12 protein-coding genes are annotated in these 15,633 nt (G+C 71.5%); 5 read left to right on the top strand and 7 right to left on the bottom strand.

What is annotated here, in order from left to right:
- The first annotated feature begins 35 nt into the window (after positions 1-35).
- The gene (locus AB0J72_RS09955; RefSeq protein ID WP_363396968.1) at positions 36-1,721 is read left to right on the top strand and encodes an ATP-binding protein; all 1,686 of its coding nucleotides are present in this window, start codon (positions 36-38) and stop codon (positions 1,719-1,721) included.
- On the opposite strand, the gene AB0J72_RS09950 is transcribed toward AB0J72_RS09955, so the two are convergent.
- The 6 genes from AB0J72_RS09950 to AB0J72_RS09925 all read right to left on the bottom strand — a co-directional run bounded on the left by AB0J72_RS09950 (position 1,687) and on the right by AB0J72_RS09925 (position 9,091).
- Positions 1,687-3,210, bottom strand: a complete 1,524-nt coding sequence (locus AB0J72_RS09950; RefSeq protein ID WP_363396965.1) for a glycosyltransferase — start codon at positions 3,208-3,210, stop codon at positions 1,687-1,689. The two genes, AB0J72_RS09955 and AB0J72_RS09950, sit on opposite strands and share 35 nt — an antisense overlap.
- Before the next feature lie 85 nt (positions 3,211-3,295).
- Positions 3,296-4,399, bottom strand: coding sequence for a HEAT repeat domain-containing protein (locus AB0J72_RS09945; protein ID WP_363396962.1), 1,104 nt, complete (start codon positions 4,397-4,399; stop codon positions 3,296-3,298).
- Complete coding sequence (locus AB0J72_RS09940; RefSeq protein WP_203847576.1) at positions 4,396-4,770, bottom strand: response regulator; 375 nt, start codon at positions 4,768-4,770, stop codon at positions 4,396-4,398. Before AB0J72_RS09940 ends, AB0J72_RS09945 begins: the two co-directional genes overlap by 4 nt.
- Positions 4,771-4,898: 128 nt before the next feature.
- Positions 4,899-5,516: an SRPBCC family protein gene (locus tag AB0J72_RS09935; protein ID WP_363396957.1), complete on the bottom strand. Its 618-nt coding sequence runs from the start codon at positions 5,514-5,516 to the stop codon at positions 4,899-4,901.
- A 147-nt stretch (positions 5,517-5,663) separates the two neighbouring features.
- Positions 5,664-7,229: a S8 family serine peptidase gene (locus AB0J72_RS09930; protein ID WP_363396954.1), complete on the bottom strand. Its 1,566-nt coding sequence runs from the start codon at positions 7,227-7,229 to the stop codon at positions 5,664-5,666.
- A gap of 230 nt (positions 7,230-7,459) precedes the next feature.
- On the bottom strand, positions 7,460-9,091 hold the full coding sequence (locus AB0J72_RS09925) for a DNRLRE domain-containing protein (protein WP_363396951.1): 1,632 nt from the start codon (positions 9,089-9,091) through the stop codon (positions 7,460-7,462).
- 406 nt (positions 9,092-9,497) lie between these two features.
- On the opposite strand from AB0J72_RS09925, the gene AB0J72_RS09920 reads away from it, so the two are divergent.
- From AB0J72_RS09920 to AB0J72_RS09905, 4 genes are all read left to right on the top strand, one after another.
- A complete protein-coding gene (locus AB0J72_RS09920) occupies positions 9,498-9,716 on the top strand; it encodes a hypothetical protein (protein WP_033364102.1) in 219 nt (72 codons plus the stop codon).
- Positions 9,717-9,828: 112 nt separating this feature from the next.
- Positions 9,829-11,310, top strand: a complete 1,482-nt coding sequence (locus AB0J72_RS09915) for a bifunctional diguanylate cyclase/phosphodiesterase (RefSeq protein WP_363396947.1) — start codon at positions 9,829-9,831, stop codon at positions 11,308-11,310.
- Positions 11,311-11,394: 84 nt separating this feature from the next.
- Positions 11,395-11,631 (top strand): hypothetical protein, encoded by a 237-nt coding sequence (locus AB0J72_RS09910; RefSeq protein WP_363396944.1) that lies wholly within the window; start codon positions 11,395-11,397, stop codon positions 11,629-11,631.
- 37 nt (positions 11,632-11,668) lie between these two features.
- The gene (locus tag AB0J72_RS09905; RefSeq protein ID WP_363396942.1) at positions 11,669-13,195 is read left to right on the top strand and encodes an ATP-dependent DNA ligase; all 1,527 of its coding nucleotides are present in this window, start codon (positions 11,669-11,671) and stop codon (positions 13,193-13,195) included.
- A gap of 1,569 nt (positions 13,196-14,764) precedes the next feature.
- On the opposite strand, the gene AB0J72_RS09900 is transcribed toward AB0J72_RS09905, so the two are convergent.
- Positions 14,765-15,550, bottom strand: a complete 786-nt coding sequence (locus tag AB0J72_RS09900; RefSeq protein WP_363396939.1) for an SURF1 family protein — start codon at positions 15,548-15,550, stop codon at positions 14,765-14,767.
- Positions 15,551-15,633 lie beyond the last annotated feature (83 nt).

Genomic DNA, 15,633 nt, shown 5'->3' with positions numbered 1-15,633 from the left:
CAGATCACGGCGGGTCCGACTTTAGGATCGAAGATGTGTCGAAGGATCGCGAACTCGTCCTCGTCTCCCTGTTGCAGGAGGCGACCCGGATCGCGAACGAGGCGGACAGCATCGCCGACGCCGGGCTGCCGGTGATCAAGGCGGTCTGCGCCGCCACCGGCTGGGACGCCGGCCACCTGTGCCTGCCCGACGAGCGCGACCGGCGCGTCTTCGTGTCCACGGACATCTGGTACGAGGAGGTCCCCGACTCCTTCGGCGGGCTGCGCAGCGCGAGCGAAGGGCTCCGGTTCACGTACGGCGGCGGCATCGTCGGCAGCGCCGCCCGCACCGGCCGCCCCGTCTGGACGGCGGACGTCTCCACGGACGTCAACTTCATGCGCGCCCGCATCCCGGGCGCGACCGCGGGCGTCGGCGCCGCCATCGCCTTCCCGATCACCGCCCGCGGGGTCGTCGCGGCCGTGCTGGAGTTCTTCACGCTCGAGCCGGCGGAGCCCGACCCGCGGCTGCTGGAGATCATGGCCGACGTCGGCATCCAGCTCGGCCGGGTCGCCGACCGGATGGCCGCCACCCAGGCGCTGCGCTTCGGCACCGAGCGCATGGAGCGCATCCTCGACAGCTGCATCGAGGCCTTCGTCGCGATGGACGAGGGCGGCATGATCACCGGCTGGAACGCCGCCGCCGAGAAGGTCTTCGGCCTGTCGAAGGAGGAGGCGATCGGCCGCCGGCTGGCCGACACGATCGTGCCGCCGCGCTTCCGCGAGGCCCACCACCTCGGCGTCGGCCGCTTCCTGACCACGGGCGAGCGGCACGTGCTCGACAACCGGATCGAGATCGCCGCCTGGCACGCCAACGGCTACGAGTTCCCGATCGAGCTCGCCATCTGGGCCGTGCGGGACGCCATGCAGGGCTGGAGCTTCAACGCCTTCGTGCACGACATCACCGACCGCAAGCGCACCGAGGACGCGCTGCGCGCCGCCTACGAGCACGAGCGCGAGGCGGTGTCCCGGCTCCGCGAGCTCGACCTGGTCAAGAGCGACTTCGTGGCGACCGTGTCGCACGAGTTCCGCACGCCGCTGACCAACGTCATCGGCCACCTGGAGGTCCTCACCTCCGGCGAGGCCGGCGAGCTCAACCCGGCGCAGGCCCGGATGCTGCAGGTCATCGGCCGCAACTCCGACCGGCTGCGGGCGCTCATCGAGGACCTTCTCACCATCTCCAAGGTCGAGGCCGGGGTCTTCGACCTCGAGCTGGTCCGCACCGACCTCACCGACGTGCTCGTCGCCGCGCGCAAGGCCGTCGAGCCGCGGGCCAAGCGCCGCGGCCACCGCCTGGAGCTGCGCACCGCCCCGCACCTCGGCACCGTCGACGCCGACCCCGAGCAGCTCGAGCGCGCCCTGGTCAACCTGCTGGTCAACGGGATCAACTTCACCCCCGACGGCGGGCTCATCGAGATGACCGCGCAGCATGACGGCGACCACGTGGTGATCGTGGTCCGCGACACGGGGGTGGGCATCGACGAGGCGGAGCAGGGGAAGCTCTTCACACGGTTCTTCCGCGGCACGTTCGCCGTCCGCGAGGCCGTGCAGGGTGCCGGGCTCGGCCTGGCGATCACGAAGACGATCGTGGAGGGTCACGGCGGCGAGATCGCCGTCGACAGCGTCGTCGGCGCCGGCACCACCTTCACGATCAGGATTCCACGTGAACGTCCTCTTTGGCTGTGACCGGCTTCGCCGCCTTCTCAACCGGTGACTTCTCGGCTGTCGTCTCTGGTGCCTTCTCCGGTGTCAGGACCGTCTGGAAGCCGGTGCGGGTCATCTGGCCCCACTCGTGCTTGCCGCCCTTGATCGCGGCCCACATGCCCAGCGTCCGCCACATCGCGGTCAGCTGCCGGTAGCCGAAGTTCTCCAGCACCGACGCGAGGACCGAGGCGATGAGGTCCGTCCAGCGGTGGTACCGGTGGAACGAGTACTCCTCGACCGTCAGCGCGATCAGGTTGAGCAGCAGCGCGTAGCCGTACGCGACGGCGACGAACACGAGCGCGAACCGGGCGTCGATCGCGCCGACGTACAGCCCGAGCGGGACGAGGACCACCCCGGCCAGCTCGACGATCGGCGCCAGCAGCTCGAACAGCACGTAGTAGGGCATCGCGACGAGCCCGATCCGCCCGTACCTCGGGTTCAGGATCATCGAGCGGTGCTTGCCGAGGATCTCGGTGATGCCCCGGTGCCACCGGCGGCGCTGCTTGCCGAGCACCTTCAGCGAGCTGGGCGCCTCGCTCCAGGACACCGGCTCGGCGACGAACACGATCCGGTAGTCGCGGCGCTGCTGGCGCAGGTGCCGGTGCAGCCGGACGACCAGCTCCGCGTCCTCGCCGATGCAGTCGTGGTCGAGCCCGCCGACCTCGACGAGCAGGTCCCGGCGGAAGATGCCGAACGCGCCGGAGATGATGAGCAGCCCGCCGATTCTCGACCAGCCGGTCCGGCCCAGCAGGAACGCCCGCAGGTACTCCACCACCTGCACCCTGGGCAGCCAGTTGCGCGGCATCCTGACGTCGACGATGCGGCCGGCGACGACCGTGCAGCCGTTCGCGACGCGGATGACGCCGCCGGACGCGACGGTGCGGATCGGGTCGTCGGTGAAGGGCTTCGCCACCGACAGCAGCGCCTGCGGGTCGAGCACCGAGTCGGCGTCGACCATGCAGACGAGCGGGTACTGGGCGACGTTGATGCCCGTGTTGACCGCGTCGGTCTTGCCGCCGTTCTGCTTGCGCACCACGACGAGCGGGTCCGGCCGCTCCCTCGGCACGTGCACCGACTGGATGCGTCCCCGGGTGGGGGTCGCGTCGGGCACCACGCGGGGCACCTCGACCAGGCCGAACTCCTCCCGCAGCCGCTCGAACGTGTCGTCGGTGGACCCGTCGTCGATGACGATGACCTCGAACACCGGGTAGCGCAGGGCGAGCATCGCCTGGACCGACTGCACGATGCCGACCGACTCGTTGTACGCCGGGACCAGCACCGACACCGGCTGGGTGAGCGGGCTGCGGTACGTCTCCTCGTGCCCGGCGAACGGCACCCGCCGCATGTGGTGCACGAACTCGGCCGACGCGAGCACGATCAGCACCAGGTAGCTGGAGTTGATCAGCAGGAAGTACGTCAGGATGAACACGTCCGTGACGGTCAGCACCTGCCGCACCCAGTCGGCGGTCATGCCGCCACCTCCGCTGCGCTCCGGCGTCGGCCTGACCGTGGGACTGTGCCCCTGATGACCGGCTCCTCGCTCCGCTGCGGGCCGGTCATGGCACGAGCTGCCTGCGGTGGTCGTCGAGCTCGGCCGCGGCCAGCGCCTCGCGGGCGTGCGCGGCCCCGAGCAGGACCCGCTCGTCGTCTGGCTCGGTCTCGGCCCGGTGCTCCGCCGCGGTGAGCGCCGCCCGGCCGGCGCCGCCGAGCCGCAGCAGCGAGCGGGCCGCGTTGTGGGCCACCACGTACTCGATGTCGGACAGCAGCACGGTCAGCGCCGACGCGGCGGTGACGGCGCCCAGCTCGCCGAGGGCCTTCGCGGCCTCCGCCCGCAGGGCGACGGGGCGGTCCGGCTCGAGGGCGTCGAGCAGCGGCGCCAGGGCGGTGCGGGTGCCGAGGCGGCCGAGGGTCCGGGCGGCGCTGATCCGCACGTCGAGCGACGGGTCCGCGCGCAGCGCGCTCTCCACCCGTACGGTGGCACCGACGGCACCGATGAGGCCGAGGACCTCCGCGGCGGTCGCGCGGATCGGTGCCCGCGGGTCGTCGAGGCTGGCGAGCAGCGCACCCTGCGCGGCGGTGCCGAGCCTGGTCAGCGCGGTCGCGACGACCTGCTGCGGCACCATGCGCCGGCTGGCCAGGGTGGCGAGCAGCGGCTGGGTCGCGCCGGCGTCGCCGATGCGGCCGAGCGAGCGGGCGGCGACCACCCGGACGTCGGGGTCGGGGTCGCCGAGCAGGTCGCACAGCGGCAGCAGCGCGTCCTTGCGGCCCAGGTTGCCCAGCACCTCGGCGGCCTGCGCGCGGGCCACCGGGTCGCGGCGGCGCAGCCGGCTGCGGGCCCGCCAGGCGGCGCCGCGGCGCTCGAACACGTCGACGAGCGTGGTGTGCGCCTCGCCGCGGACCTTGCCCAGCAGGGCGATCGCGTTGGGCTCCACCGCCTGCCAGACCTCGTCGGACAGGCGCACGAGCGCCTCGACCTGCTCGGGGTCGTCGTCGCCGGCGGCGATGGCGAGCAGCAGCCGGCGGGCGGGCGTGGCGAGCTTGGCGCGGCGGGCCTCGCGGGCGCGGCGCACGGCCCTGCCGCCGACGATGAGGCCGCCGAAGACCAGCGCCGCGACGAGCAGGACGGCCAGCGCCACGAGGGCGGCGCCGGCGAGCGTCACGTGCGCATCCGCGCCAGCACGGCCTCGACGCGGCTCACCAGCTCCCGGGGGCTGAAGGGCTTGACGATGTAGTCGTCGGCGCCGGCGCCGAAGCCGACCTCCACGTCGCCCTCCTGGGCGCGGGCCGTGAGCAGGATGATCGGCAGCGCCTTCGTGCCGGCGTCCTGCCGCAGCTGGCGGCACACGTCGATGCCGGACATGCCGGGCATCATGACGTCGAGCACGACGAGGTCCGGCGGGTTCTGGGTCGCCTCGGTGAGCGCGGCGAGCCCGTTGTCGACCGCGACGACGTCGTAACCGGCCTGCTCGAGCTTGAAGGCGACGAGGTCCCTGATGTCCATGTCATCGTCGGCGACCAGGATGGCGGTCATGAGCAGTCCTCGCCCCTCTCACCCTTCATGAGATTTCATCATATGTGGCTTTTCGGGTGATTGTTCGCTGATCGACGAAGGACGCCGGCCTGCGGCCGGCGCCCCTTCTGTCCTGCTGTCCGGAGTGCTCAGATCCGGGTCTGCCGGCCGCGGGCCTGCATGTGCTGCATGGGGCCGAGGTTGCCGGCGGCGGGCGGGCCCTGCGGGGGGCGCTCGTTGGAGGCGTGCGTCATGCCGGACGCGGACGCGATGCCGCGCGCGATGGTCGCCGGCGTCGCCGTCACGGGGCGGTTGGCGGCCGTCGCCGCCGGGCGGTTGACCGTGGTCTTCGTGGCGGCCTCCTCGCAGAAGCGCTTGAAGCCCTTGAGGTCCGCCTTGAGCCGCCGGTTGAGGACCTCGACGGCGTGCTGCTCGGTCGGCATCAGCTCGCGGGCGTCGATCTGCAGCTCCGCGATGACCCTGGTCATGCCGTCGGCCATCGGCTCGAGCCGCAGCGCCTCGCTGACCTGCGGGCCGTCGAGGGCCTCCCAGCACAGGAACTCGCCGGGGCGCGTCTCGGTGATCCGGGCGTCGAACTCCGCGCGGTTGCCGCCGATGTCCAGCACCATGTGGGCCGTCGAGGCGTCGATCGGCGCCATGCTCATCACCCCGGACATGAACTGTGGGTAGTTCTCGAAGTGGGTGAGCTGCTCGTACGCGACCCCGGCCGGGACGGCCACCTCAATGGACTCTCGCGCTGTGCTCATGGCGACCCCCTAGTCTCGGATGCCCAAACACCGTACCGACGGGTTAGACCTAGTTGAGACCGATTCGCGGTTTCTGCAACGGTTGACCACGCCGATGGCCCCCGCGCCATCGCGCGGGGGCCATCAGTCACCGGGGGAGGTGAGCAATCAGACGGTCAGGGTCCAGGTGTCCAGCGTGCCGGTGTCACCGGCGAAGACGTCCTGCACGCGGAGGGTCCACACGCCGTTGCGGGTCTCCGAGGAGAGGTTCACGGTGTAGGTCGCGGTCAGGTTGGCCACGTCGTCACCGGAGATCGAGGACTTCAGCTTGTACGCGGTGCCGTCCGGGGCGATCAGGTCGACGCGCAGGTCGCCACGGTCCGCGTGCTTCACGGCCACCTTGACGGTCGAGGTCTTGGCGGCGGTCCCGGCGCAGCCGGCGATGGTGACCTTGCTGTTGACGGTGGCCCGGTCGGCGATGAAGTAGTCGGCGTTGTTGGAGGCGGCGGCGCAGGTGGCCGGGGTGGTCGGCGTCGTCGGGGTGGTCGGGGTGGTCGGGGTGGTGGTCGGCGGGTTGGTCGGCGCGGTCGTGGAGATCAGCGCGGTGGTGTTGAGCAGCTTGTTGGGCGAGCCGGAGCCGGCGCCCGTGACCTTGCCGCTGACGGCGCCGTTGACGATCGCGTCGCGGACCTGCGCCGGGGTGGCGGTCGGGTGACCGGCCAGGTAGAGGGCGGCCGCGCCGGCGACGTGCGGGCTGGCCATCGAGGTGCCGCTCATCTTGGTCGTGCCGGTGTTGCCGCTGTTGGCGCTGGACAGGATGCTCACGCCGGGCGCGAACAGGTCCAGGCAGCTGCCGAAGTTGGAGAAGCTGGCGCGGGCGTCCTTGCTGTCGGTGGCGCCGACGGTGATCGCCTCGGGCAGGCGGGCCGGGGACTTCGTGCAGGCGTTGGCGGAGTCGTTGCCGCCGGCGACGACGTACGTGACGCCCGACGCGATCGACTTCTTCACCGCGTCGTCGAGCGTGGAGCCGGCCGAGCCGCCGAGGCTCATGTTGGCGACGGCGGGCTTGACGGCGTTCTTCGTCACCCAGTCGACGCCGGCGATGATCTGCGAGTAGGAGCCGCTGCCCTGGCAGTCCAGCACCCGGACGCCGACGAGCTTGACGTCCTTCGCGACGCCGTAGGTGGCGCCGCCGACGGTGCCGGCGACGTGCGTGCCGTGGCCCTGGCAGTCCGTCGCGTCCGAGTCCTTGTCGACGAAGTCGTAGCCGGACTTGGCGCGGCCGCCGAACTCGCTGTGGGTGAGCCGGATGCCGGTGTCGATGATGTACGCGGTGACGTTGCCGGCCGGTCCGTAGGTGTAGCTGCCGTTCAGCGGCAGGGCCGCCTGGTCGATGCGGTCCAGGCCCCACGTCGCGCCGGACTGGGTGGCCTCGACCTGCACGACGCGGTCCTGCTCGACGTACTTGACGGCCGGGTCGGCGGCGAGGCGGCGCGCGGAGGTCGCGCTCATCTTGCCGGAGAAGCCCTTGACGGTGCTGTCGAACCGCGTGCTCACCGAGCCGCCGACCTTGCCCGCGAGGGCGTCGGAGGACGTCGTCGAGCCGTCCTTCAGGACCACGATGTAGCGGTCCTTGAGCGCCCCGGCCTCGCCGGCACCGCGGACGGTGCCTTCGGCGGGGGCGGCCGCGGCGGCGGATGCGAAGGAGAAGGAGCCGGCAGCGGCGGCGGTCATGGCCAGAACAGTGAGGACGCGGCGGTTGATCATATGTCTACATCCCTTGCTTTTCACATTTGCTGTCATTGCCTTGCAGAAACAAGATTGCGGGCCGTCGGTGGTGCTCCCGGGACCCGCCGGGTAGCAGCGGAGTTGCCCCGTCCCCCGGTTCGGGCCGCCGGCCGGCGACCGGTGGACACCGAAAAAAGGGCCGCCCGGGACGGGCGGCCCTTTCTTCGGAAACGGGGTCAGATCTTGACGTTGAAACGCGGGTCGGCGGCGATCTTCTGGAATGCCGCGAGGGCCTCCGGGGTGTCGTCCATGCGGATGTCGTGACCGTTCTGGTCCTTGGCGGTCTCGAAGTACACGAGGCCCTTGATCTGCGGCATCTTCGCCAGCTGCGGCAGGACGGTGGCGAACACGTTCGCCTTGTTCTTGCCGTCGACGACCGCCGACGAGTCGTAGACGCCCCACTCGGCGACCATGATGGGCTTGCCGGGGTGCTTGGTGGTGGCCCAGGTGTACCAGCCGGGGAACTTCGCCGCGTCGGTGGTGCGGTTCATCATGTAGTTGAAGTCACCGGTGTGGAAGCCGCCGGGCTGCGCGTTGTTGTAGGTGTCGACGCCGACCCAGTCCACGACGTCGTCGCCGGGGTAGAGGTCGCCCCACCAGGACGTGTTGTTCCACTTCTCGTAGTTCATGTAGGCGACGACGAAGACGGCGTTGGTGACCCCGTTGGCCTTCATGCGCAGGACGGTGTGGCGGAACATCGCGGCGTAGTCCTTGGCGGTCATGCCCGAGCCCGCGGTGGCGACGACGTCGTTCTCCGGCTCGTGGTGCAGGACCATGAAGAACTTCTTCGTGCCGTAGTTGGTCTTGATGTAGGTCGACAGGCGGTCGATGCGGGCGTCCTGGTCACCGTTGGCGACGTTGGCCCACTTCGTGCCGTAGCCGACCTTCCAGTTCAGCATCAGCGTCCGCGGGTTGGCCGGGTCGCTGGTCATCGCGATCTCGTTCTTGGTGGGGAAGAGCTCGTCGCCCTTGTGGTACGTGTGATAGATCGTCGACGTCCGGCGGCTCTTCTGCTCGAAGGTCTTCAGCGCCTCGTCGCGCGGCACGTCGGAGAAGCCGCCGGCGGCCGCGCCCCACAGCACGCCGCAGGAGGGGACGAGCTTCGCGTCGACGGCGCAGCCACCGGCCGGCGTCGTCGGTGCCGGCGTCGTCGGGGCGGGCGTCGTCGGCGTGGCCACGGGCTTGCTGGGGGTGGCGGCCGGCCGGGCGACGGTGAGGTTCAGGCTGGGCTTGCCGGTCGCCGCCTCGGAGGACCTGAAGCGGGCCGGGGTGTTGGCGACCCGGGAGGTCACCGCGAACGTGTACGTCCCGGCGCCCTTGACGACCGTGCTGACGTCGAAGGTGACGGTGGCCGCATCGCTCTTCGGCTTGGCGTTGGTGACGACCGCGCCGATCGCCGGGTCGTTCTTCGCCGTCAGGGACTTCTCGGTCCAGGTCGTGTCGGCGACCCGGCTCAGCGACAGGGCGCTCGGCAGCGCCTTGCTCTCCCGGGTCAGCACGACCTGGGCGTTCTTGACGGTCGCGCCGGCGCCGGGGTTCGCGACCGTGAACTTCAGGTACGTGACCATCGTGTCGGCGCCGGAGCGGCCGGCGACGAGGGTGTCCGAGGCGCCGAAGTTGAACGACGGGCGGCTGCTGGAGCTGTAGCCGTCCTCACCCGCACCGGTGCGGACGATGCCCGTGGTCGCGGCACCGGCGGTGCCCGTGGTCTCCGCGCCGGCCATGCCGGTGAGGGAAACGGTGCCGGCGGTGGCACCAATGGTGAGCGCGGCGAGCGGCATCAATGCGCGGGTGTGGCGGCGAATCATGTATGTAGGCCCTTCCGTGGATACAAATCCTGTGGAGCGGTGTTGCCGTCCGGCCGGTGTCATCCGGACCTCCACAAGATTCGGCACCTCGGGGTACACCCCTGGTTCGCCGTGCGTTGCCGTTCGGGTGCCCGGTCCTTGTGCGAGCTGTCCACAATGGACCTGGCAGGCGTGCACGGTGTGGAAATGCCAGGTGGTGTCGAGAAGTTGCCGGGCGGGTATGTGACGTTCACCCGTGATGCATCAGACGAACGGACGGAGTCGGCAACCTGCCTGTGACCAAAAGCCAACGCTTACGAACTAGTCGCTTAATTCAGGCGAACGTACTGTTAGGTAGGTAAGGCTCAACACTCAGAAAAGCCACATTTCAAGCAGCAGCTGACCGCTTCGACTCGAGGAGACTGAGATGACCCCGATGCTGATCTCGCGCCCGGCCGTTCACGTCGTCCCCGAGCTGACGGGGGAGCGCTGCGACAGCTGCGGTGCCGCCGCCAAGGCTCGCGTGACCTTCGGCGCCGCCGGTGACCTGGCCTTCTGCGGGCACCACACCAACAAGTTCGCCGACCGGATCGCCGCCACCGCCGACAAGATCGTGGTCGAGGCGGGCTTCGACTGGCGCGGCTGACACGCCGACCCGCGAAGGCGGGCTTCCCCACCGGGGAGGCCCGCCTTTTGCTTGCGCGCGTGTTGTCCGTTAGGTAGCGAAAAATCGTATTTGTGATAGATAGCATCGGAGCGTGCGACGCAAGCCGAGCCCTCACCCGCGACCCGCCCCGATGGCGGGCCGGCCCGCCCCCCTGCTCGCCGTCGCCGGCGTGTTCCTCGTCGCGTTTTCGCTGGCTGTACCGGCGATGCTCCAGCAAGCGCTGTCCGGCCTCGCCATGCTCGTGGCGCTCGCCGCGGCCGGCGCGGCGGTGCTGCTGGTGCGGCAGCGGTCCGATCGGCTCAGGCGGTCGCTCGCCAGCTCGTCGGCGCGCAGCAAAGGGCTGGAGCGGGAGCTGCGGCAGCGCGCCACCCGTGACCCGGTGACCGGGCTGGCCAACCGGCGGCAGCTCACCGAACGGCTCGACAGGGTGCTCACCGGGGCGTCGCCGCCCGGTTTCACGGTCGCGCTCCTCGACCTCGACGGCTTCAAGGACGTCAACGACACGCTCGGCCACGAGGCCGGCGACGAGCTGCTCAAGCAGGTGTCGCACCGGCTGCGGGCGGCGCTGCCCGACGCCGACGTCCTGGCCCGCCTCGGCGACGACGAGTTCGCGGTCGTCTGGCGCGGCGCTTCGGACGCGTTCGAGGCGGCGTTCGCGCAGCTGCGGCCGTCGTACCCAGTGGCCGGCCGCCAGGTGCACCTCACCGGCAGCGCCGGGCTCGTCGCGGTCGGCGACCAGCGCAGCTCCGCCGACGTGCTGCGCGACGCCGACCTGGCCCTGGACGCGGCGAAGACGGCCGGCAAGGACCGGGTCGTCCGCTTCGAGCCCGACCTGCGCACCGCCGCGGCCCGCCATCGCGAGCTGGCCGCAGGGCTGCGCCGGGCCCTCGCCGCGGGCGAGTTCGAGCTGCACTACCAGCCGGTCGTCCGCCTGCTCGACGAGCGGGTCACCGCGGTCGAGGCGCTGCTGCGCTGGCCCGCCGGCGGGGTGCCGCCGCTGACCTTCATCCCGGTCGCCGAGGCCATCGGGATGATCGTGCCGCTGGGCTGGTGGGTGCTGCGGCAGGCGTGCACCGACGCGCGGGCGTGGTTCGAGCGCGACGGGGTCGCCGTGACCGTCAACGTGTCCGGGCACCAGCTGCGCGAGGAGGACTTCGCCGAGCGGGTCCTCGCGGTGCTCGACGAGACCGGGCTGCCGCCCGCCGCGCTGGTCCTGGAGCTCACCGAGTCGGTGCTCGTCGACGACGCGGAGCGCACGGCGCGGCTCGGGCTGCTGCGTGAGCGGGGCGTGCGGATCGCCGTCGACGACTTCGGCACCGGGTATTCGTCGCTGGCGTACCTCGTACACCTCCCGGTCGACATCCTCAAGATCGACCGGACCTTCACGGCCTCGGGTGTCGACTCGACCCTGATGAAGGTGATCCTGCAGCTGGCGGAGGGGCTGTCGCTGCACACGGTCGCGGAGGGGGTCGAGACCGCCGCGCAGGCCCTGGCGTTGAAGGCGCTGGGCTGCCAGTATGCGCAGGGCTACCTGTACTCCCGGCCGGTGCCGGCGGCGCGACTGTCGTTTTGACGGTGTCACCCTGTCCGCAACCCGGCGGACACGGCGGTACACCTGCGGGAGCGTGTGATTGGAGGGAGCCGAAGGGGGTACAAGATGACGCCGCAGCTTCTGGAACACGTCCGGGCCGAAGCGCTGTTCGTCTCCGACGTGCAGTCCTCCGATCCGATGAGTCCCGAGCACATCCGCACCGCGGTGATGCGCAGCGTCCGGCGGCACGGGCCGCGCGGCTGCGCCGCACTGGTCGCGCACGAGTTCGGGGAGCACCCCGACACCGCCGTCAGCCGGATGGGCTGGGTCCTGGGCGCGGTACGGCTGGCGTACGCCGCCTGAGGTGTTCTTGTCGTACCCCTGGGTGAGAATCCGGGGTATGAGATTCGTCGAGCTGGCCTCCGTCTCCGCCGACGTCGCGCGGACCCCGGGGCGCAACGCCAAGATCGACCTACTCGCCGACGCGCTGCGGAAGCTGGAGCCTTCCGAGCTCTCGCCGGGCGCCTCCTACCTGTCCGGTGAGCTGCGCCAGCGCCAGACCGGCGTCGGCTATGCCTCACTGCGGGAGCTGCCACCGCCCGCCGACACCGCCTCCCTGTCCGTCACCGACGTCGACGAGGCATTCGCCGCCATGTCGCGGCTGTCCGGCAAGGGCTCGCAGGCGGCCCGCCGGCAGGCCGTCGCCGAGCTCTTCGGCGCCGCCACCGAGCCCGAGCGCCGCTTCCTGATCGGCCTGCTCAGCGGCGAGCTGCGGCAGGGCGCCCAGGCCGGCCTCCTCGTCGACGCCGTCGCCCGCGCCTCCGGCGTCCCCGTCGCCCAGGTCCGCCGCGCACTGCTGCTCGCCGGCGACCTGAAGCTCGTGGCCGTCGACGCCCTCACCGCCGGCGTCGACGCCCTCGCCGGTTATGCGCTCACCGTCGGCCGCCCGCTCTCCCCGATGCTCGCCCAGAGCGCCGCCACCCCCACCGACGCCCTCGCCGACACGGGCGTCCCCGCCGCCGCCGACACGAAGATCGACGGCGTCCGCATCCAGGTCCACCGCGCCGGCGACGAGATCTCGGTCTTCAGCCGCAGCCTCGACGACCTCACCGCCCGCGTCCCCGTGGTCGTCGAGGCCGTCCGCGCCCTCGACGTCACCTCGATCGTCCTCGACGGCGAGGCCGTCGGCGTCGACGACGCCGGCCGCGCCATCCCCTTCCAGGAGACCTCCAGCCGCGCCGCCCGCCGCGACGGCACCGCCGTGCTCCAGCCGTTCTTCTTCGACATCCTGCACCTGGACGGCGCCGACCTGCTCGACGAGCCGGCCTCCGTGCGCTGGGCGGCCCTGGAGCGCGCCGTCCCCGCCGGCCTGCGCGTCGAGCGCACCATGCTCACCTCACCCGACGACGCCGAGCGCGTCTTCGCCGCCGCCGTCGCCGCCGGCCACGAGGGCCTCGTCATCAAGTCCGCCGCCGCCCCCTATGACGTCGGCCGGCGCGGCTCCGCCTGGGTCAAGGTCAAGCCCCGCCACACCCTCGACCTGGTGGTCCTCGCCGTCGAGTGGGGCCACGGCCGCCGCAAGGGCCTGCTGTCCAACCTCCACCTCGGCGCCCGCGACCCCGGCACCGGCGGCTTCGTCATGCTCGGCAAGACCTTCAAGGGTATGACCGACGAGATGCTCCGCTGGCAGACCGACCGCCTGAAGTCCCTCGCCGTCGAAGAGTCCGACTGGGTCGTCAAGGTCCGCCCCGAGCTGGTCGTGGAGATCGCCTTCGACGGCGTCCAGAAGTCTCCCCGCTACCCCGGCGGCGTGGCCCTGCGCTTCGCCCGCGTCCTGCGCTACCGCGAGGACAAACGCCCCGAAGACGCCGACACCATCGACGCCGTCCGCGCCATCCACACCTCCACCCACCCCACCGACTCCTGACCCGATCCCCACTCTCACTGACATCACCACCTACTCCACAGGCGGGCGGCCTGGCTCGCGTGCCCTGCCCCCAACGACGGGCGTCCTGCCTCTGCGGGCGGTCTCCTCCCTCTGCGGGCGGCGTCCTGCCCCCGCAGGCGGGCCGTGTCGCTGGCCTCCAGGGGCGGGTTGGAGCCGTGACGTTGGCGCCGCTCGCGCAGGTAGACCGATGTGCCGTCGGCCTCCGCGGGCAGCCCGGTTGTGGCGCTGGCCTCTGCCGGGAGACCGTTGCGTCGCCGGCCTCCACAGGCGGTGTCCTGCCTTCGCGGGCGGGTTGTGGCGCTGGTTTCCGCTGGCGGGTTGTGTCGCTGGGCTCCGGGGTTGGGGTTGGGCGTGACGTTGGTGCCATTCGCGCGGGTGGACCGTTGTGCGGTCGGCCGTCGCGGGGCGGCCCGGTGGTGGCGCTGGTTTCTGTCGGTGGACCGTTGCGTCGCCGGCCTCCGCGGGCAGCCCGGTGCAATGCCGGTCTCTGCCGGGAGACCGCTGCGCCGCCGGCCTCTGCGGCGGCGTCCTGCCTTCGCGGGCGGGTCGTGTCGTGTCGCTGGCCTCCGCGGGCGGGTTGGGTTGCTGGGCTCCGAGTCGGGTTGGGCCGCGACGGTGGTGCCATTCGCGCGGGTGGGCCGTTGTGCTTTCAGCTGTCGCGGGCAGACCGGGTGCGGTGCTGGCCTCCGTCGGTGGACCGTTGTGCCGTCGGCCTCCGCTGGCGGTGTCCTGCCTCCCGCGGGCGGGTCGTGTCGCTGGGCTCCGCGGGCAGGCCGATTGTGGTGCAGATCTCCGTCGGCGGGGCGGTTGTGGTGCAGATCTCCGTCGGCGGGGCGGTTGTGGGGCCGGTCTCTGTGGGCGGGGCGGGTTGTGACGAGCGGGTCTTGGTCTCCGTGACGGGTTGCCCGAGAGCGAGCCTGGGTGTGCTGTGGGCGCCTGGTCGGTGGGTGCCTTGCTCGCCCGGGTGCGGGGTGGCGTCTTCCGGCGTTGTCCGCGGGTGGCTTCGGTTGTGTCGTCGGCCTCCGTGGGCAGGCCGGTTGTGTCGCGGTGTCCGTGTGTGGTCGTCATCCGAGCTGGCAGGGTCGTGACGAGCGGGTCTTGGTCTCCGTGACGGGTTGCCCGGTCGGTGGGTGTGTTGCTCGTCCGGGTGTGGGTGGGCTTCCGGCTTCCCTGCGAGCGGGTTCGGATTGTGGCGGTCTCCGCGGGCAGGCCGATTGTGGCGCCGGCCTCCGGGCGGGCAGGTTTGTGGTGTGGTGTCCTGAATGAGTCGTGATGCGATCGCTGTCCGTGTTGGCTGTGGGTGAGCCGAACGCCATCTGAGTGGACGCGACCCGGCAGAGGGATCTGCGGCAGTCGACCCAAGGACAGGCGTCGTTGTGCGTGCGCGGTGGCGTGGGCCTCGCAGGGTTCACCGTCGGGTGAGGGCAGGGGCCGGTGCGGCCGCGCTGTCGGCTTCTGGACACGGCGGGCAACAGGTCGGCTGCTCATGATCCCGGGCCGTTCTGGTGGTCCTGGCTACCGGGACCGCACGGGATCATGGTCCCGGGGTTATGCGGGGGAGTCCTCGAGGGCGTCGAGGAGGTCTTCGGGTTCGGGGCCTCGGGCTTCCTTGCGGGCGAGGTAGGCGAAACCGAACAGCGTGAGGATGGCCAGGAGCCACCATTGCAGGACGTAGCCGGCGTTCTGCAGGGCGTTCTGCTTCTCGGGAGCTACCGCGGTCAGGCCGGGGGCCGGTTGGTCGGTGCTGATGTAGGCGTTGTACACCGGGTACGGCATCGACGGGGCGAGCGCCGACGGGGTGATGCGGCGGATCTCCAGGCGGCCGTTGACCTCCTTGGGCGGGCCGCCGCGGCTCTCCGATGGGCGGAGGCGGCCGAGGACGGTCTGCTCGCCGGGCGGGGCGGGGGGCACCGACGGCATGGCGAGGGCGCCCGACTCGGCGGGGGGCACCCAGCCGCGGTCGACGAGCACGGCGGTGCCGTCGGGCAGGAGCAGTGGGGTCAGCACCTCGAAACCTACCCGGCCTTCGACGGTGCGGCCGCGGACGAGGATCTCGCGGGACGGGTCGAACTGGCCGGTGACCTGGACGCGGAGCCACTCCGTGTCGGGGTGGGGGGCGGGGCCGGTGGTGCCGGGGGTGCCGGCGGGGCGGGGGACGGCGTCGGTGAGCGGGACCGGGGTGGCCGACGTGCCCGCCGTGATGCGGGCGTTGATCGACGCGCGCTGGTGATAGCGGTCGAGCTGCCAGAAGCCCAGAAGCACCATGACCGTCGCGGCGGCGACGGTCAGCGCGGCGTAGCCGAGCCACCGGGGCGACGCGAGAAACCGGTACACAAGCAAGAACGGTATCCGGTGCGTTCCGGACAGTTGCTGTGGCGCCCACCCGGTATCGTCCGGGACACACGTTTGCCCCAGCG

This window comes from Dactylosporangium sp. NPDC049742, assembly GCF_040674675.1.
Classification (GTDB): Bacteria; Actinomycetota; Actinomycetes; order Mycobacteriales; family Micromonosporaceae; genus Dactylosporangium; species Dactylosporangium maewongense.
Note: the sequence above shows the minus strand (reverse complement) of the source record. Positions and strands in the feature narration are given on the sequence as shown.